Source organism: uncultured Campylobacter sp. (genome assembly GCF_938030145.1).
In the GTDB taxonomy this organism is placed as follows: domain Bacteria; phylum Campylobacterota; class Campylobacteria; order Campylobacterales; family Campylobacteraceae; genus Campylobacter_B.
This window is the reverse complement of sequence record NZ_CALHGM010000017.1, coordinates 40,636-60,112: the sequence shown is the minus strand read 5'-3', so window position 1 is coordinate 60,112 and position 19,477 is coordinate 40,636. Positions and strand designations below refer to the sequence as shown.

The window sequence follows — 19,477 nt, the reverse complement described above, 5'->3', positions numbered from 1 at the left end:
CTATTTCAATCATTTCTTTTATAGCTAACTTTGGTATCCAAGAAAGAAGCGGGCGGCAAGAGCTCAAATTATTAACCCGCTTCAAATTTAACCCGCCCTGCGCATTAAATTTCATGATAAATTTACGCCTAGGCACTCAGGTATCGCCAAGCCCGAGCGCCGTTAAATTTCAAATTTAAAACTGTCCGAAAAGATCGTTCAGCGCCTCGCTAATGCTAGGATGTGTAAAAATTTGGTTTTTGAAAAAGTCAGCCTTCGCGCCCAGCGCCATTGCGATCGCTAACTCATTAACGATCTCGTGCGCGTTTACGCAGTGAAGCGCCGCGCCTAAAATTTCGCCGCTAGCCGCGTCCACGACCGCCTTCATCATTCCTTCGTCGTGCGCTACGACCTTGGCGCCGGGCACCGCCGCCATCGAAAGCTTCAGCACCTTGATCTCGAGCCCACTCTCTCTTGCCTGCCTCTCGCTAAGGCCGATGCGAGCTAGCGGCGTGCGGGTAAACAGCACGCTTGCATGCGGCGTGCGGTTTTTCGTAGTGCGCGCGCCATCTCTGAAAAGCGCGCTAAAAATGATCCTAAAATCGTCTAAGCTCGTGTAGGTAAACATCTCGCCGCCGCGCACATCGCCTGCTGCGTAGATGCCAACAGCCGAGCTTTGCAGATGCTCATTCGTGATGATATTGCCGTGCGCATCCGTCTGCACCCCCGCAGCGGCTAAATTTAGCTCACCCGTATTCGCGCGACGACCGAGGGCATATAAAAACGCATCCGCCGCGATCGCCTTGCTCTCGCCCGCGAGGTTAAATTTTAGCTCGCCGCCCTTTAAGCTCAAAAACTCGCAGCCCTCGATAATCTCCACGCCTTGGGCCTGCAGAGCGGATTTAACGCTGGCGGACACGTCCTCATCTTCGTTTTTCATAAATTTCGATCGCATAAGCACGCTAACTTTCGAACCGAATCCTGCAAACATCGAGGCAAACTCAAGCCCGATAAATCCGCCGCCGATGATTACTAGATGCTTCGGGAGGATCTTTAAATTTAAAATTTCTTCGCTGCTATAAGCGAGCCCTGAGCTTACCTCAAAGCTAGGCTCGACCTCCCTCGAGCCCGTATTTACGACGATCGTTTCTGCCGAAATTTCACGCGTCTGCCCGTCAGGACTTAGCACGCGCACGGAATTAGCGCTCGTAAATGAGCCCTCGCCGTCGATTACATCGATATTTGGGTTACTCTTTAGCATGGCTAAATTTTTCGCCCTCAGCGCCTCTACGAGCTCGTCCTTTTTCTGCATGCTCAGCACGAAATACTCTCCGAGCACGCTGAAATTTACGAAGCCAGCTTCCTTGCTCGCTGTAACTAGCCGCTTGGTTGGGATGCAGCCTACGTTGATGCAGGTGCCGCCGTACATCTGCGGCGAGCGCTCGATGAGAGCGACCTTTTTACCGAGCGCGGCGGATTTTGCGGCAAGGGTTTTGCCCGCTTTGCCAAAGCCTATTACGATGATATCATAATCCATTTTTGAATCCTTTTGATCTAAAATTTCGCGGGATTATAAGAGGTTTTATTAAATTTAAAATCTGAGTGGCGCAAATTTAAAGGCGCAGGCAAGAGGCGTGAAATTCCACGACGAAATTCTAACTGCAGCACGGAATTTAATACGGAAAATAAAAATTTCAGCCCTAATCGTTTCAAAAATTTTGCATCGATAGAATTAAAATTTTAAGCGCGGGATACGTGGCGTTTTATAGCGCTTGGTAACGGATAGAATCCAAGCTACAAAATCCAAGTCCCAAACCGCTCATAAAATTTAAAGGTGCGAAAAGCGTGGAATTTACGCCGTAAAATCTGCCATTAGCGCTTTTTTACGCCTAGCAAAAACATATCGATGCGATCCTTGATTAGCTCGCTCGCTTTGAAATTTAGCTTTTCGTCGAAAAATAGCAGCCTGCTAAAATGCGGCTCTCTAAGCAAAAAGCAAAAATATAGCGCTAGGCTTTTTGCCGTGCGCCCGGGCGCAAACTCGCCCGAATGCGCCGCCAAATACTCATCCAGCGCATTCGGCGAACCTAGCACTCCGCTTTTTAAAAAGATTTTTGGGCTCTCGCTAAGCGCGCCGTTAAAGCCGCTGAAAAGTATCAGCCGGTAGAATTTTATCGCCTCCGGAGCAAAAAGAAACTCCAGATAAATCCCTGCAAACTCCTGCAGATACTCACGCAATTTTAGGTCTTTATTAATTCGCATACGCTCGTTCATTCGCTCGTCGAGCTTTTTGCTTTGCAGTTCGATGATGCGCAAAAATAGGCTTTCTTTGTTATCAAAATACTTATAAACCGACGATAGCGAGCCGCCGCTAAGCTCGATGATATCGCTTAAGCTCGTAGCTTCGTAGCCTTTGGCTAAAAACAGCTCCAGCGCCGCGTCTAAAATGAGCTTACAGCGAATTTCGGATTTTTTGTATTTAGGCGATTCGGGCATTTCGCCTCCTTTGAAATACTAAAATTTTTTCATAAGTGTATAAAAAATATACTTAATTAAGCAACATTATTGGGCAAAATTCTAAAAGCTTAGCAAAAAAATAATTTTGCGCGGCTTTTGCAAGCGAAGCGAAATTTTATATCTAGCGGGTGCAAGCGAGCGGAATTTATCGCGCGCCGGCTGCGGTAAGGCGGAATCTATCTTTGTAAACGAAGCGTTTAATGCCTATTTTAGGCAAATTTAGCAATAATTACCTAAAACGCTAAAAGGCATCTTTGTATGAAAAAAGTCTCGATCGGCGAAGCAGCCGAAATTTTAGGAATTTCAAAGGAAGCCGTCTATAACCGCATCCGCAGAAATTCCTTGCGCGCCGAGGAAAGCGGCGGCGTACGCTACGTGCTTTTAGATGATGAAATGCAACAAAGCGAGCCCGCTTCGCAAAGCTCTGCAAAAAGCTCGCGCACCAGCGGCGGGGCGGGCACTCAAAGCTTCATCGAGTATCTCATCAAAGAAATCTCCGAGTTAAAAGGTAAAATCGAAGCACTGCAAAGCGATAAGGACAGGCTTCACAAAGAAAAAGAGGAAATTTTAATCGCCTCAAAAGATGAAATCAAGCTGATGTATAAAGAGCGCGATGAGAAGCTCAGGTATTTTTTGTCGTTTTTCGACAAACCGCTGCTTTCGAGCAAAAGCCGCGAGACCAAACCCTACGATGTCGAAATCAAAGAAAAAACTTTCGATCGTAGCGAATGGATGAGCCTTGCAAAATTCGTAAAATCGCTCAAACGCAAAAAGCGCCCAAAAGCGCAAAGCCTAATCATCGAAAACATCGGTAAGAGCGAGTTTATCCGCGTCGAGGGAAATGAACTTTTGATAAATCAAAGCCTAGATATAAAATCACTGAAAGGATCTAAATGAAACTACGCAAAATCGCTAGCTATGCGCTGGTAAGCGGCTTCGGGCTCGTTATGGCGGGCTCGTTAGCAGGCTGCGACGATAGGGGGCAGGAGCAAAACGTCCGTCTGCAAGAGGGCGCGCTCGTGCGACTCGAAGAGGTCGCGCCGGGAAAATATAAAATTTTAGAGGAATTTCCGAGCGAAAAAACCCAGATCATCTTAAGATCGCTAGACGGCACGGAGAGAATTTTAAGCGATGAGGAAACCAAAGCCCTTCTAGCCGAAGAAAACGCCAAAATCGACGCCGGCACTTCAAATTTAACCAACCAAAACGCGCAGCTTAGCAGCGGCGGCATGAGCCTGGGTGAAGCGATCTTGGCAAGCGCTGCAGGCGCCATAATCGGCTCATGGATCGGCGGCAAGCTATTTAACAACCCAGCCTACCAAAGCCAGCGCCAAACCGCCTATAAAAGCCCAAGCGCCTACTCCAGAAGCGTAAATAGCTTCAATCAAGCAAAGCAGCAAAACGACAAGGCGCGAAGCGGCAGAAGCGGATTTTTCGGCGGAAGCAAGAGCGGCAAAAGCGGTGGATTTTTCGGCGGCTAAGCGCGCTTTAAAATATACGGCGACTTTATGCGGCGAGTTTAAATTTTAACGCGCGACGCTTGAAGCGAGCAAAATTCTGTCGTGGCGGAATTTTAATTAAAACGAAAGCGCGCTCCGTGTTGCACGTTTTCGGTGAAATTCGATACGGCAAATTACGTATCGCTCGGGGGACAATGTCCTACGGCTACGTTGTCGCTAGAAAAAATTTTAAGGCGTACGTAGTGATTTGCAACCCTTACGCGGCGAAGGTCACGGCAAGATAAAATTCTGCGCGTTACGCGTAAGTAAGTGAAATCATTGATGCAACGACATCATGATGAGGCAGGATCTAGCGCCCGTCGTCGCGTGTATTGGTCCGCGTTTTTTACTGAGGTGTTGCCACGTGGCGAAATTTTGATATGGAAGGCAGCGTCGTGCGATAAAATTTTATATTGCGACGCGACGTTAAGGCGAGCGAGGTCGTGCTGCGACGGGAGTTTTAATCAGCGCATCTGCAAGGCGAAATTTCGTATCGCAGCGCTTCTTGCGGCAAATTTTATATCGCCTAGCGGTGCTAAAGTGAGTAAATTTTACCCGAGCGAAATCCAGGTCGCAGCGGCGCGTGATCAAGACGTGCCGCAGTTTTTGAGAAAGCCGAGGAGGGGCTACTTACAAGGGTGTATTTCTTGCAAAAGAGGCGCCGCTCTGCGGCGGAGCAATGCATCGCTCGCCCGCCGAGCTCTGATTAACCGGCGCGCTTAGAGGTGCGAGCTCGTAGCTCGCGTTTTATTCTGCTTCGCTGCGCTCGCAAGAGACGCCGGCAGCGACTAGTGCTATATTTGTTTTGCGCTGCGGGCGGAATTTTAAAATTTACATAAAAAGGAAAATCTATGCAACTAAAAAAGATAACGCCGTTAAGCAACGAATATCTCGAAAAGCTCGGCTTTTACTGGCACACGGACGCGGACGAGACCCCTTACGTCAGCGACGAGATCGTGCGCGTGAGCGCCGCGGAGGCGGATGCGTATTACGAAGCGTCGAACGAGCTATACGAGATGTTTGTCGCGGCCGCGCAGCACGTCATCGACAACAACCTCTTCCACGAGCTCGGCATCCCCTTCAACCTCGTCGATCTAATCAAGCAAAGCTGGGAAAACGAGGTGCACTGGCACCTATACGGGCGCTTTGATTTCGCAGGCGGGCTAGACGGCAAGCCGATCAAGCTGATAGAATTTAACGCCGACACGCCCACGGCGGTGTTTGAAACGGCGATCATCCAGTGGGCGATGCTCAAAGAAAACGGCATGGACGAGGCGAGCCAGTTCAACGACCTTTACGACGCACTGTGCGATAATTTCAAGCGGCTCGTGGTGCTTGACGGCGAACTTGAGGATTTTTCTAAATTTTACGAAGGGTGGAAAATTCTATTTAGCAGCGTCGCGGGCAACGTCGAGGACGAAAAGACGACGAAACTTTTGCAGCAGACCGCGGAGGATGCGGGCTTTAAAACGCGCTTTGCCTACGTGGACGAGGTGGAATTTAACGACGAAGAGGGCGTGTTTTTTGAGGGCGAAAACTACGAGTATTGGTTCAAGCTCATCCCTTGGGAGGCGATCGCGATCGAGGAGGGCGAGCTCGCGCTCATCTTAAAAAACATCGTGCAAAATCAAAAGGCGATCATCCTAAATCCCGCATACACGCTGCTTTTCCAAAGTAAGGGGATTATGAAAATCCTGTGGGATCTGTATCCAAACCACCCGCTGCTGCTGCAAAGCTCCTTCTCGCCGATCATCGGCAAAAAGATGATCAAAAAGCCGTTTTTGGCGCGCGAGGGGGCGAATGTGGCGATTTTCGACGCCGACGGCAGAAAGATAGAGGAAAACGGCGGCGAATACGGAAATCAGAAATTTTTATATCAGGAATTTTACGAGCTAAACAAAGACGAGCGCGCCCAGAGCTATCAAGCGGGGGTGTTTTTCGCATACGAAGGCTGCGCGCTGGGCTTCCGCAAGGGCGGCGAGATACTAAACAATCTCTCAAAATTTGTGGGGCACTACATCGAGGACGCGAAGTAGCAGAGCGGCAAATTTTATAAAATTTTAGAAATTTTAGGACGGAGTATTTTGGTGGCAAGGCTCTGCCGGCGGTAAATTTTATCGCCGCTCAGCAGCAAAATTTAACGCTAGGAGGCTACGGTAAAATTTAACGTAGCGGCGCGACTTGGAATTCTGTGCGGATAAAATTTCGTGCAGGTTAAATCGGCGCGAGCTAAAATTCCGTGCAGATCAAATTCGCGTGAACTAAAATTCCGCGCGGAGCAAGATTTGCGCGAGCTAAATTTTAAAATTTAAACGCGAGCGGCAAAAATTTATCTCTCGCTTCGGCGCAAATTAGAATTTCAAAATTTAGACGCAGGTTTCAGCGGCGGTAAAATTTACCGCTTTTTTCGATGCGAATTAGAATTCTGAAATTTAACGTCCCGCGCGCTGCAAGCATTAAATTTTGCGAGAGCAGAATTCGCGATAGTTAAATTTTGCAATAGTAAAATTCCGCTAGAGCAAATTTACGCAATAACTAAATTTGCAGAGTTAAAATTTTGCCGTTTAGGCGCCGTGCTTCCGGTCTCGCGACGAAATTTGATGGCTAAATTTAACCGCGCGGCTGCGGCTTAAATTTTAAAATGCAAAGGGGGAAATATGAAGATCGTATGTTTGGATGTCGCGACGCTTGGAGGCGATGCCGATCTTAGCGAGATTGCGAGCTTGGGCGAGTTTGAAAGCTACGAGATGACCGAGCCTGTGCAAACCGCGCAGCACCTAGCCGACGCCGATATCGTCATAACCAACAAAGTCCTAATCACGGATGAGATCATGGCGCAAACCGCGCTTAAGCTGATCTGCGTCAGCGCCACGGGCACGAATAACATCGACATGCAGGCCGCGCAAGCTCGCGGCATCGCGGTGAAAAACGTGGCGGGCTACTCGACAAACAGCGTTGTGCAGCAGACCTTTGCGTCGCTGTTTGCGCTGACCAACGCGCTCGGATACTACGCGGATTACGGCAGTAGCGGCAAATGGTGCGAGAGCGAAATTTTTACCCACATTGACGCGCCCATCAGCGAAATTTACGGCAAAGAATTCGGCGTCATCGGGCTTGGACAGATCGGCGCAAAGGTCGCCCGTATCGCCGCCGCGTTCGGCGCAAACGTGAGATACTACTCCACTAGCGGCGCGAACGATAGCGGCGAGTTTGCCAGAGTGAGCCTGGACGCGCTTTTGAGGGCATGCGACATCATCTCGATCCACGCCCCGCTAAATCCAAAAACGGCGGGATTGATCGGCGAGGCGGAGCTTGCAAAGATGAAAGAGGGGGCGATCTTGATGAATTTCGGCCGCGGTGGTATCGTGGATGAGGAGGCGCTAGCTCGCGCCGTGGACGAGCGAGGCTTGCGCACGGCGCTTGACGTGCTGCAAACAGAGCCGATGAGGGCGGATCATCCGCTGCTGCGCGTGAAAAATCGCCGCAACGTCATCATCACGCCTCACATCGCATGGGCGAGCATAGAGGCCCGCAAACGGCTGATAAAGATGATCGCGCAAAATATTAGGGATTTTATGAGCGGCAAATGAATGCAGTTAAAACGCCGAAGTAAATTTAACAAGATCAAGATGCGGCGCAAGGCTAACAAAGGCTCTTCGCACAGTATTTCAAAGCGCTACACATAAAATTTTATTAGCTGAAAAGAAGCGATACCGCTTCGGGTAAAATTTTAAATTTATGCCGCGAATAAGCTATTGCTCCGCTTTGAATTCAAGATTTATCTTTTCTTGCAAATTCTTTTTATGCTCATCCAAAATCCCGTAACTATAAAAAATAACACAAAAATCGCCGCTACGCAGAATAAGAACTTGCCCGCCTCGCCGAAGATATAGCCCGAATGCACGCTCAAAACGGCTTTATGTATAGCAAAAGGGCGCGACATGGTGCTTTTCGCAACATCATAGCGAGTATGCCGCAAGATGCCCTTTTTAACGTTTACGCTCATCGTGTTCATATGCTCTTCACCCTCTTCGCCTTTATCGAAATAAAAGATCATAAAATTTTCTCCATCTTTTTGAGCGATGATGTTAAAGAATTCGTAGTTTTCACCGCGTTCACGCTTAAAAATATCAAGTGCCGTCTGCAAATTTAAAATTTTATCTTCATCCTCGAGCGAAAATCCTCGCACTTCGGTAAAACTCGTTTTTCTAAAAATTTCCTTTTCGCCTAGCGCTCTGTTGGTGATTTTGGCTATCCAATCATACGACCAATAAAGCCCGCTAGCGCTTATCGTAAGCAAAATAGGTAGCAGCAAAACTCCGACTGCGCCATGCAAGCTATATAAAAACGCATAACCTCTAGCTTTAAAATTTATCCTAAATGCACGTAAAATTTTCTCTCTAAAGCTAGGATAATAAATCACCGCGCCTGAAATTAAAACCAAAATAAACATAACCGTGCTAAGTGCCACGATATTTTTGCCTATTAGCCGCAGAGTTTCGTTTTTGCTTAACCCAAATCCCAGATTGGTATGTAGGTTTAGCATTACGCCGATAAACGTATCACCTATGTTTTCCGAAGTAATTTCACCGCTATAAGGATCTATAAAATATGATTTAAACTCGCCACTAGAATCTGTACCGGAAAGCCTAATCGCTTTGTTTTTATTTTGAGGAATCCTATAATAACTGAGCGTAAAACCGGGCTTGGCTTTTCTGAAAATATTTAAAATTTTGGTGGGTTTAAGAGCGTCTTTTTCGCTCGGGCGCACGAAAGACTTGCTTTGATTTAACACATCTATAATCTCATCATGATACGAGATAATAGCGCCGCTAAGGGCTACGATTAAGATCGGCACGCAGCATATAAGCGTCAAAACAAGGTGGACGTTGAACCAAAATTTTTTCCTTTTTAGAATCGCCATTAATTTCCTTAAATTTTAAATCCGCGGACGAAATTTTATGCGCCGCGAATTTAAAAGTTCACGTTAAATCCAACCTGCGCCTTCATCCCGTCTACAACCATCATTTGATAATTTCCCGAGCGCGTTAGTACGAATTCGTTGAATATGTTATAAAGCGTAAAATTTAAACTTGCGTCTTTTGTGAGCTTATAGCTCGCGCCCAGATCAAAAAGCGTGTATGAGCGGATATCCTCATCGTAGCTTAGGCTATCGCGCGTCCTACTATAATAATTTATTTGCGACCATAAGTTTAGCTTGGAGCTTACGTCGTAATCAAATCCTAGCTTTACCGAATGGATTGGAAAATTATTTAAGGTTTTGCCCTTCTCGCTACCCGTTTTTTGCTCGGATTTCGTATAGGCGTAGTTTGCATGCAGCTTCAAATTATCTAAAATTTGATAATCGCTACTTAGCTCTAGACCCCTAACCTCGGCTTCTCCAATGTTTATAGTATCCCAAATTCCGCGCCTGTAAGTTTTGCCGTTATGCACGCAAGGATTTCCCAGTCTTGGACGGCAAATTAATTTGGTAGAAATTCCATCTTTGATTTTGGTATAAAACGCGGTAGCGCTAAAGTTAAATTTATTATTATCGTCGTAAGAAAACCCGCCTTCGTAGCTTATGCTGCTTTCGGGCTTTAAAGAGCTTCTGCCGATCTGCGCCCCCTGACCTCCTGCAAATGGCAGGGCAAGGCCCTCGCTACGCTGCTTAATATCCGGAGTTGAATATCCCGTCGAAACGCCGCCTTTAATAGAAAAGCTTTCGTTTAAACGATAAACGGCATAAGCGCGCGGAGATATATGGCCGCCGTAGTCTTTATCGCGGTTATATCTGATTCCGCCGGTTAGTGTTAAATCATCAGTTAGATAAAAATCATCCTCGCCGTAGATCGAATAATCCCATCTTTTGACATTTGCCTCATCTGCGGTAGTAGCGGCTTCGTTTAATCTCTCGCTTCGGTATTGCACGCCCAAACTCAAAGCATTTGAATCAAAAAAATATGAGCCTTTAGAATTTAACGTAGTCGTTCTAAGACGCAAATCCTGGGCGCCGCTTTCTTTCATGCTATCGTAATTTGCGTAGCTATCTATCATAAACTTATCGTATTTTCCTTGATGAGACAGGCTTGCGGTGTAGCCTTTCATATCCTCTTTCGCAATATCGTTATTGCCTCCAGAGATTGTTCGCGTACGCCCGTATGTACGCCTAAATTTATTATTTACTTTACGATAATCAAGCGTTACCTCATCATTTTGCGTTACGTTATACATCAGTTTTGCGCCCATATTCGTCTCTTCATTATTTCTATTCGCATAAGGCTCTTTATCCTCTATCTTTTCAAAAAATCTACCGTAAAGTGCGACACCTAGCACGTCCGGGACGATAGCTCCGTTTAGATAAAAGCCCGTTTGATAATTACCTTTTATTTGCGATTTTTTAGCGAAAGTATAGTATCCGTTTACATTGCCGCTAAGCTCATTTGAAAAGCCCTTGGTGATGATATTTATTACTCCGCCCATAGCGTCGCTGCCGTAAAGCGAGCTCATAGGACCGCGGATGACCTCTATGCGCTCTATCGCATTTGCGGGAGGCAAGAAATTCTGGCTGCTGCCAATACTTCTTAATCCTTTATAAGCACTATCGCTGGTCGCAGGCTTGCCATCGATTAAAATTTTCGTATATTTTTGAGATAGGCCTCTTAGGCTTATGCCTTTTCTCGATGCAGCGCCTAGCGTTGCGGTAAAGGCACTCGGCAAATCTTTTAGCATTGCGGAGATATCTTGGTAGTTGCGCTTTTGTATCTCTTTTTGCGTAAGAACGGAGATGGAAGCGGGTGCGTCTTGGATATTTTGCCGATAGCCCGTAGCACTGACTACGGTAATTTCACCCAAATTTACGCTTTTGCCTTGTTTTTCTAACTCACTCGATATCCCGGCTGTCGCTATAGCAGCGATCAGCGATAATTTATATATTGCACGCACAAACGCCCCTTTTCTTATTAAAATTTAAACTCATTTTACTATAATAAGATATGCATTATCAAGAAATACTAAACGGCAGAGGGAGTATTTTAAACGCTAAAGGGATAAGATGAGTAAAGAGATAAGTTTAGACGATTTTTTGCAAAAAATATCTAACGACATTGAGCCGTCCAAGCAATGTGGGTATAACAAAACCGAGCTTGAAAGCGAAAGTATAAAATTCGACTTTAGCTCCTTTTATACGGGCGGAGAGATAGGATATTATAGCAGCGATATAATTTGCAGAGATTCCCTTTTGCATCGCCACGAACGGGGCAGCCGCTATTCATTTTTATTTTTCAATACGGGCGAAAATCCTATCTGCTTCAGATCGGATAAAGATCAATTCGTTTTAAATAAAGGTGAGTTTTGGCTCGGAACTATGCAAAGCAAATTGCGTGGCGTTCACGAGCTTGAAAATAAACACTATAAAAGCTCCTGCATAGCGCTTAGCACCGCTTTTGCAAATGAGCTGGGAATTTTAAAAAATTTGAATTTAGATCAAGCCGTTTGCATGAAGAAATTTAAAATAAGCGCTGTGCAAAATATTATTCTCAAAGAGCTCGAAAATGCCGCGATATACGATGGCAAAATACGCGAAATTTTTATGGAAAGTAAAATTTTAGAGATGCTTTATAGAAGTTTTCATAAATTTAATGAGCCCGAAAATGCGCTTAGCCTTGATGAAAATCGCATAAAAACAGTTCAAAAAGCAAAGAAAATATTACTCGAAAATATGCAAAATCCACCTAGCATTAAAGAGCTCGCTCATCTTTGCGCTACGAACGAATTTGCACTAAAAAGGGATTTTAAAGCATATTTCGGCACGAGCGTTTATGCGATGCTGACAAATGAACGGCTTGAGATTGCAAAAGAGCTATTGAGTCTAGATCAAATCAGCGTAAACGAAGCCGCCAAAATGGTCGGATATAATAATTTATCGCATTTTTCTAAAATTTTTAGGACTAAATTTAACGTGCTGCCGACGCAACTGAAAAAGGATATAAAATTTTACTACTCGGATTAGAATTTCGCGCGACCGACTATCTTTTAGAAGCCACATTCTTTCGCAACCGCATATCAAAATCTCATAAAATTTTATATCGCAACCGGAACCCGTAAAAATACGGAATTTAAATTATAAATGCCGCCGAAATCTTGGCGGCAAAAGCGAGCTGCGATCAAATATCGCAGCTGCGCGTATGTTTGGACGCCAAAGGGCGCCTTAAAATTTTAAATGCGTCTAAATTAAAACAGGCTATAAACCTCATCGAGCGTGAAGTGCTTTTTATCGATCTTGCCGCCGTAGTATGGCTTGATATCCTCGTCAAAAGCCTTGTGAAAAAATTTTGCTTTATACATTTTTACCAGGCTGCTATTAACCGCATCAAGCAGCTCGGTATTGCCCTTAGATAGGGCGACGGCGATATAATCTACCTTGCCGAGGTTGATGATTTTTGCATCAAGCGCGGCGTCGTTTCTAGCATATCCGAGTACGACCGTATTATCGTCGGCAAAGCCTATGCCCTCGCCAGCCTTTAGCCTAGCGACGCATTCATTCGCGTCGGCACATGTCGCAATCTCATAACCCGCGTTTTTAAAGTGCTCCTCGGCAGTTGTGCCTTTAACGCTTAGAATTTTTTTATGCGCGATCTGATCGATTCTTGAAATATTATCATCCTTACGGCTTAGTACGCCGATTTGCACTGAATAATACGGGTAAGAAAAATCGACTTTCTGAACGCGGTCTTTTGTGACGGTAAGCTTGGATATGATGAGATCGACTTTGTTTTGCTCCAGCGAGGGAACGCGATCTTTAGATGCTATGGCGATAAAGTCGATTTTGATCTTTTTATTGCCAAATAGATTTTTGACTAACTCATTTGCCAAATCAACCTCAAAGCCCTTCAGTGTGCCGTTATCATCGAAGCTAAACGGAGGCTGGGAATCTTGTAGGCCTATGCGAATTTCGCCCGCTTGCTTGATATCTGCTAGGGAATTAGCGCAAAGCGCGCCAGCACTCAGCAAAATACTTAGTAGAATTTTTTTCATATTTCGTCCTTTGAATTAAAACATTTTATAAAGATCATCTAACAAGAAATATTTTTTCTCAGCCTTGCCCTTGTAAAAAGGATCGATGCTGTCGTTAAAAATTTTCTTGAAAAAGCCGTTTTTGCTGAGCTTGACAAGCCCGTCATTTAAGGCGTTTAGCAAGTCGTTGTTGCCTTTTTGCACCGCGATAGCTAAAAATTCCGACGTACCTAAATTCTTGATATTTACCTCTACCTTACGATCTACGACCGAATAACCCAAAACTACCATATTATCGTCTGCATAGCCGCTGCCGTGACCGGATTTTAGCGCACGGAAGCATTCGCTCGAACTGGCGCATGAGATAACTTTAAAGCCTTCCTTATTAAAATAATCAAAAGCCGTAGTGCCGGGCTCTGCTAAAATTTCTTTATCCTGTAGGTCGCTTATTGTCTTGATATTATCGTCGGTGCGGGTTAGCACGCCGATATTTACGCTAAAGTAAGGATTTGAAAAATCCACTAGTTTCTCGCGCTCTTTCGTAACCGTAATCGCCGCGATATCCAAATCGACCTTGTTGTCTTGCACGGCTGTGATACGATCATTGCCCAGAGTTACGACATATTCGATTTTGCCACCTTTATCGCCGAAAATTTCTTTCACGAGCTCTTCGATAAGCGAAATTTCAAAACCGCTATATCTTCCATCCTCGGAGACGCTAAGTGGCGGTAGTGAGCCGTCCACTCCGATACGAATGAGCCCTTTTTCTTTGATCTGCGCTAAAGAGTTAGCAAATAACGAACACGAAGCGATTAACAACGCAAATATAATCTTTTTCATAAAATTCCTTTAAATTTTACTAAAATTTCGCAATCGAATAGAATTCCATCCATCGCCACTTTAAATTAAAACAAGCTGTAAAGATCGTCCAGTAAGAAATACTTTTTATCAATGGTGCCTTTATAAAAAGGCTCAATACTCTCATCAAAAATTTTTGTAAAAAAACCCTTTTTACTTAGCTCGATTAGTCCCGCATTTACCGCGTTAAGCAGCTCGGTATTGCCCTTTTGCACTGCGATGGCCAGGAAGTCCGTCGAGCCTAAATTCTTGATATTTACTTCGACTTTGCGATCGACTACGGCGTAAGCGAACACAAGCAGATTATCGTCTGCGTATCCATCGCCCTTGCCCGATTTTAGAGCGTTAAAGCATTCGCTTGCACTATCGCACGGCGCTACGTTATAGCCCTGTTTCGTAAAGTAATCAAACACGGTGGTGCCGGGCTGCGCCAGTATAGTCTTTCCGTTTAGATCGGAGACCTTTCTGATATTATCGTCGCTACGAGTTAGCACGCCGATATTTACGCTAAAGTATGGATCGGAGAAATCTACCAGCTTCTCGCGCTCTTTCGTAACCGAGATAAGCGCGATATCTAAATCGACTCTGTTGTCCTGCACTGCTTTTATGCGGTCATCGCCTACCGTTACGACATATTCTATCTTGCCGCCTTTATCGCCGAAAATTTCTTTAACAAGCCCTTCTATTAAGAGTATCTCAAAGCCGCTATATTCGCCGGCTTTAGCGACACTAAACGGCGGAGATGAGCCATCTATACCGATGCGAATAACCCCTTTTTCTTTGATTTGAGTCAAAGTATTGCTAAGAAGCGAACACGCAGCCAGCATCAATGCTAGGATTATCTTTTTCATAGCATCCCCCTTTTTTTTAAAATTACAGCAAGCTATAAAGATCGTCCAGCAAGAAATACTTTTTCTCTGCAGTTCCTTTGTAGTAAGGCTCGATAAAATTATCGAACGAATTTTTGAAAAAGCCCTCTTTGCTTAGCTTGATTAGCTCGCCGTTTAGAAAATCCAAAAGCTCCGAATTACCCTTTTTCACACCGATGGCTAAGAAATCCGAAGTACCTAAATTTTTGATATTTACTTCAACCTTTTTATCTAATACCGGATAAGCCAGCACGACTAGGTTGTCATCGGCATACCCGTCGCCCTGTCCAGCTTTTAGCGCCTTGTAGCAAGCGTTTGCGTTATCGCATCTGGCGATATTATAGCCTTGCTTTTCAAAGTATGTTTCTGCAGTACCGCCGCTAAGAACTAAAATAGTTTTATCTTGCAAATCGTTTAAGGATTTAATCTTATCTTCGATGCGGGTTAAAATGCCCATATTGACGCTAAAATACGGGGTCGTAAAATCGATCTGCTTCTCGCGCTCCGGAGTTACGGTAAGAGTTGCGATAACCGCGTCCACCTTATCTTCTTGTAGGAATTTTATACGCTGATTTGCAAGCACGGAGGTAAACTCCACCTTCCCACCCGATGGAAGCATATCTTTGGCGATGGCATTTGCCATATCGACCTCAAAGCCCTGATGCACGCCGTCTTCTATCTTGCTAAATGGCGGCTGCGCGTCATAAACGCCTATTCTAAGTACTCCGCTACTTCTAATCTCGGAGAGAGATCTGGCGCAGAGCGCACTACTAGCCAAAGCTACGACAAGCAGACTTAAGAGAAATTTCTTCATCCTTTTCCTTTCTCATAAATAATTTCAAAACCATTGCCACGGCTACGGAAAACCTCAAAATCCCGCGCGAATGGCAAGCAGACATTAAATTCGCCCGCAGGCGAAAAGCAATTTTAGCTTTTTATATCTTTAATGATTATTAAATAGTAAGTAAAGTCGTCAAATAAATTCGCTTTTTCATTGTTTGCTTCGATTTTGCGCGAGTTTTTTAGAATTCTTATCCGCGTCCTAGCGGTAAAATTTAAAATTTTTAAAATTTTGCAAAATTTTAAAGCCACGGAATTTTATAAAATTTTAAAGCTGCAGAATTGGGTGAGAAATTTTATGAGCGCTTTAAAACTCGCGATGAAATTTTAAAATTTTATAAGATCAAATCTTACAGGTTGCATTTGGCAAAACAGCACAAGAAAGGAGTGGAATTTTAAAATTTCGTGCTTTGGTGCAGACGCGGCGGAATTTAAAATTCTTAAATTTCTACTCCCGCCCAGCAAAACGGAATTTTAAAATTTTTAGCAAACGTCGTATTTTAAAAGCAAGCAAAATTAAATCTTTGCCACGCTGCAGAATTTCGCGATAAAAGTGTGCCGCCAGCGCTAAATTTTGCGTCATAAATCATACTACGAACATCAGCTTAGCGCAAAGCACGATGATGAAGCCGAAAGTAAGCGCGATCTTGTGGATATTTGCTCGTAAAAACTCAGGCGCGGGCCTTCCCATTGCACGACAACTTAAATTTATCGCTACACACACGGCGATGATGAGCGCGAGCGTGACTTTTAGCATAAAGATTTTTTGAAGCGGCGTGCCGAAATACCCGCCGTTAGCGCTACCGACCCAGCGGCTCATCATCATTCCGCCGGTGATTATCAGCGTAAAAAGACAAACAGGCATGATCTTAATCGCGCGCGAGCCGATCGCCTTTTTAATGCGCTCAAAATCCGCGCCCAGCGCGCCTTTAAGCCGCATAAAAATCACGACGTCGAAAAATATATAGCCTAAAAAGATAATGGCACAGATAAGATGGACGATCTGCACGTAAGGATAAATTTGCTCCACCACCGCTCCTTGCTATGAAATTTCGCCCATTTTATGCGAAATTTCAAATTTTAGCAATGATTTTTATCAACGCGCCGCGAGCGGTTAAATTTAAGTAGATTGCGCGAGCGACGCAAATAAATTTTGGCAAAATCGCGCGAGCAAATTTAAAAGTAAAGCCGCGCAGCTAAATTTAAAAATGAACGCGCTCGTAAATTTATAAATTTACGAGCATCGCCGCGCGGGCAAAATTCTAAAATTCTGTCCGCGAAAACCCGCGTAAATTCTGCAATCTATAACATCATCGAAAAGATTATGCCGAATATGATTAGCGGGATATTAAAGAAAATAAAGGTCGGCACGCAGGTATCCCACATATGGCTATGCTCGCCGTCGATATTCAGCCCCACGGTAGGCCCGAGCGTGCTATCGCTCGCAGGCGAGCCAGCATCGCCGATACCCGCAGCCACGCCGATGATAAAGATCGTCGCCGCCGTGCTAAAGCCCAGCTGCGCGGCTAGCGGACAGTATATCGTAGCGATGATAGGGATCGTGCCGAAGCTCGAGCCGATACCCATCGTCACGAGCAGTCCGATGCCGATCATCAGCAGCGCGCCGCCTAGCTTGCCGCCGCTTAAAGTACTCGCTACGTGCACTAGCTCGTTCACGCCGCCGGTTTCTTTTAAGATCGTGCCGTATCCTGCGGCGATCAGCATCAAAAACGCGATGTAGCCCATCATATGCACGCCCTCGTCAAATACGTTATCAAGCTTTTTCCACTCGATGCCTTTGCTCGCAAGCATTACTAAAATTCCGCTAAGCGCGGCAAACGGAAGCGATTTGATCCAAATTTGCACCGCGAAGCACACCGCGATACCCGCTAGCGCTCCCCATTCGCGCATACCCATCTTAAGTTCGCTAAAATGTGCATCCAGGCTCTGTTTGGTTTCGGCATACTCCCTCGGCTTGCGGTAGTAGATCACGGCTAGGATGAGACCCACTAGCATCGGCACGGCGCTTAGCCACATCACGCTCGATATGTCGCCAAGGCTTACCGCGATGCCGTTTGCGTTCATATTTTTTTCGATTAGCCCCATAAATATAAGTCCAAATCCGAGCGGCAGCGCCATATACGGCGTCTGCAAGCCGAACGTCAGCGCGCACGCTACGGCGCGGCGGTCGATCTTTAGCGAGTTCATGATCTTAACTAACGGCGGGATCAAAATCGGGATGAAGGCGATATGCACGGGGATTAAATTTTGTGAAAAGCACGCAAAAAAGGCGATCGAAAAGATAAATACGTATTTTTTGTCGCTGATTAAATTTGCCACCGCGCGCACCAAGATCGCCGTTAAGTTGGTCTTTGAGATCGCGCTTGCGATGACGCCTAGCAGCAGATACGAAAGCGCGGTTTCTAAATTTCCGCCCATGCCGAGGCTGCCGGCATTTTCGGGGTTGCCGTTTATGAATAAATTTATGGCATCTCCCAGCGGAATATTGCTTGAGAGCACGGCGCATATCGTGCCGATTAGGATCGCAAGCATTACGTTGCACCTCAGCAAGCATAGCGCGCACATCACACAGATACTGATAAATACGGGATTGGTAAGCATCTTTTGCCTTTTTTGGAATTTTTGCAATTATATAGAATTTAGGGCTAAATTTTGCTAAAATCGCGCAAAAAATCGGCTAGGACAGCGATGAAATATTTTTATTCCTCTTTTGTAGTAAGCCTAATCGCGCTTGCTATCGCATTTTATATCGGCGGCGCGGGTGCCGCTTATATCTGTGCGCTTTTATGCGCGCTGGAAATCAGCCTCAGTTTCGATAACGCCGTAGTCAATGCCAAGGTGCTAAAAGATATGGCGCCGGTGTGGCAGAGCAGATTTATCCTCTGGGGCATTCCGATCGCGGTTTTTGGGATGAGGTTTTTATTCCCCGTACTAATCGTTGCCGCAAGCGCGCATCTAGGACTTTGGGAAACCCTCGTGCTGGCGCTTAAGCAGCCGCAGCGCTACCATGAAATTTTAAGCGAAAACGAAGCGCAAATTTACGTTTTCGGCGGCGCGTTTTTACTGATGGTCTTTTGCGATTTTTTCTTCGATACGCAGCGCGAGCTACACTGGCTAGGCATAATCGAAAATAACGGGCTCGTGCGATTTTTAAAGCGCATTCCAAACGCACCCACGCTGATCGCCCTAGCCGCGGGGCTCGCGCTGCTTGCTAAAACGGGCTCAGGGGCGCTCGGCACGGCGTATTTCGGCGCGATCCTGCTCTATCTGCTCATCTCCTGCTTCGACCGCCTTTTCGGCACGGACGGCGTAAAAAACGGTCTTGTGGGCTTTTTATACTTAGAGACCCTGGACGCGAGCTTTAGCTTCGACGGCGTGATCGGCGCGTTTGCGCTAAGCGATAATATCTTCATCATTATGCTGGGGCTAGGTGCTGGCGCGATGTTCGTGCGCTCCATCACGCTGTATCTCATCGCTCGCGGCACGCTGTCGCACTTTGCCTATCTGGAGCACGGCGCGCACTATGCCATCGCGTGTTTGGCGTTTATAATGTTTGCCAAGCTGAAATTTGAAGTAAGCGAGATCATAACCGGCACCGTGGGGATCTTGTTCATCGCGCTATCGCTCCTTTCGTCGGTGCTTTACAACCGCCGCAACAAACGCAAACTGATCGAAACGATCGCGGGAAACAATGAGTAAAATTTCATAGCGAGCTTTGCGGCGCGCGGGACAAATTTTAAAATTTCAAGCTACCGCCGCAAGCCGTAAAATTTAACCAGTTGCACCGCGCTAAATTTCAAGAGGCACCGAATTTTAAGAAACGCCAAATTCTAAAAAGCGCTAAATTTAAAGACGCGGGCGATGAGATTAAATTTTACG

The 19,477-nt window shown here is 45.6% G+C and carries 16 protein-coding genes; 6 read left to right on the top strand and 10 right to left on the bottom strand.

Annotated elements, in window-relative coordinates; all coding sequences use genetic code 11:
• Nucleotides 1–175 precede the first annotated feature (175 nt).
• Both Q0323_RS03970 and Q0323_RS03965 read right to left on the bottom strand, forming a co-directional pair.
• Complete coding sequence (locus tag Q0323_RS03970) at nt 176–1,516, bottom strand: FAD-dependent oxidoreductase (protein ID WP_298051728.1); 1,341 nt, start codon at nt 1,514–1,516, stop codon at nt 176–178.
• A gap of 335 nt (nt 1,517–1,851) precedes the next feature.
• Nucleotides 1,852–2,475, bottom strand: a complete 624-nt coding sequence (locus Q0323_RS03965) for a TetR/AcrR family transcriptional regulator (protein WP_298028216.1) — start codon at nt 2,473–2,475, stop codon at nt 1,852–1,854.
• A gap of 279 nt (nt 2,476–2,754) precedes the next feature.
• Here Q0323_RS03965 and Q0323_RS03960 point away from each other — a divergent pair, with 279 nt between their 5' ends.
• The 4 genes from Q0323_RS03960 to Q0323_RS03945 all read left to right on the top strand — a co-directional run bounded on the left by Q0323_RS03960 (nt 2,755) and on the right by Q0323_RS03945 (nt 7,585).
• Nucleotides 2,755–3,393 (top strand): helix-turn-helix domain-containing protein, encoded by a 639-nt coding sequence (locus Q0323_RS03960; protein ID WP_298051726.1) that lies wholly within the window; start codon nt 2,755–2,757, stop codon nt 3,391–3,393.
• Complete coding sequence (locus Q0323_RS03955) at nt 3,390–3,977, top strand: UPF0323 family lipoprotein (protein WP_297942762.1); 588 nt, start codon at nt 3,390–3,392, stop codon at nt 3,975–3,977. Before Q0323_RS03960 ends, Q0323_RS03955 begins: the two co-directional genes overlap by 4 nt.
• Before the next feature lie 869 nt (nt 3,978–4,846).
• Nucleotides 4,847–6,031, top strand: coding sequence for a glutathionylspermidine synthase family protein (locus tag Q0323_RS03950; protein ID WP_298051723.1), 1,185 nt, complete (start codon nt 4,847–4,849; stop codon nt 6,029–6,031).
• A gap of 621 nt (nt 6,032–6,652) precedes the next feature.
• Nucleotides 6,653–7,585, top strand: a complete 933-nt coding sequence (locus Q0323_RS03945; protein WP_298051721.1) for a D-2-hydroxyacid dehydrogenase — start codon at nt 6,653–6,655, stop codon at nt 7,583–7,585.
• Nucleotides 7,586–7,773: 188 nt separating this feature from the next.
• Here Q0323_RS03945 and Q0323_RS03940 read toward each other — a convergent pair whose 3' ends face one another.
• Nucleotides 7,774–8,919 (bottom strand): PepSY domain-containing protein, encoded by a 1,146-nt coding sequence (locus Q0323_RS03940; protein ID WP_298051717.1) that lies wholly within the window; start codon nt 8,917–8,919, stop codon nt 7,774–7,776.
• A 50-nt stretch (nt 8,920–8,969) separates the two neighbouring features.
• Nucleotides 8,970–10,940, bottom strand: a complete 1,971-nt coding sequence (locus Q0323_RS03935) for a TonB-dependent receptor (protein WP_366939550.1) — start codon at nt 10,938–10,940, stop codon at nt 8,970–8,972.
• A 109-nt stretch (nt 10,941–11,049) separates the two neighbouring features.
• On the opposite strand from Q0323_RS03935, the gene Q0323_RS03930 reads away from it, so the two are divergent.
• Entirely contained in the window at nt 11,050–12,006 is a 957-nt protein-coding gene (locus Q0323_RS03930; protein WP_298051712.1) for an AraC family transcriptional regulator, read from the top strand.
• A 221-nt stretch (nt 12,007–12,227) separates the two neighbouring features.
• Here the strand turns inward: Q0323_RS03930 and Q0323_RS03925 are convergent, their stop codons facing one another.
• The 6 genes from Q0323_RS03925 to Q0323_RS03900 form a co-directional block, all read right to left on the bottom strand.
• Nucleotides 12,228–13,031, bottom strand: coding sequence for a transporter substrate-binding domain-containing protein (locus Q0323_RS03925; protein WP_298051710.1), 804 nt, complete (start codon nt 13,029–13,031; stop codon nt 12,228–12,230).
• Between the two features lie 15 nt (nt 13,032–13,046).
• A complete protein-coding gene (locus tag Q0323_RS03920) occupies nt 13,047–13,850 on the bottom strand; it encodes a transporter substrate-binding domain-containing protein (protein WP_298051708.1) in 804 nt (267 codons plus the stop codon).
• 65 nt (nt 13,851–13,915) lie between these two features.
• A complete protein-coding gene (locus Q0323_RS03915) occupies nt 13,916–14,719 on the bottom strand; it encodes a transporter substrate-binding domain-containing protein (protein ID WP_298051705.1) in 804 nt (267 codons plus the stop codon).
• Between the two features lie 22 nt (nt 14,720–14,741).
• On the bottom strand, nt 14,742–15,551 hold the full coding sequence (locus tag Q0323_RS03910) for a transporter substrate-binding domain-containing protein (RefSeq protein WP_298051702.1): 810 nt from the start codon (nt 15,549–15,551) through the stop codon (nt 14,742–14,744).
• Nucleotides 15,552–16,163: 612 nt separating this feature from the next.
• A complete protein-coding gene (locus Q0323_RS03905; RefSeq protein WP_298051699.1) occupies nt 16,164–16,607 on the bottom strand; it encodes a copper resistance protein CopD in 444 nt (147 codons plus the stop codon).
• Between the two features lie 272 nt (nt 16,608–16,879).
• The gene (locus tag Q0323_RS03900) at nt 16,880–18,199 is read right to left on the bottom strand and encodes a Na+/H+ antiporter NhaC family protein (protein ID WP_298051697.1); all 1,320 of its coding nucleotides are present in this window, start codon (nt 18,197–18,199) and stop codon (nt 16,880–16,882) included.
• Between the two features lie 87 nt (nt 18,200–18,286).
• Between Q0323_RS03900 and Q0323_RS03895 the strand changes: the two genes are divergently transcribed.
• Nucleotides 18,287–19,297 carry a DUF475 domain-containing protein gene (locus Q0323_RS03895; protein WP_298051694.1) on the top strand — a complete coding sequence of 337 codons (1,011 nt, stop codon included), beginning with the start codon at nt 18,287–18,289 and terminating at the stop codon, nt 19,295–19,297.
• The last annotated feature ends 180 nt before the right edge of the window (nt 19,298–19,477 follow it).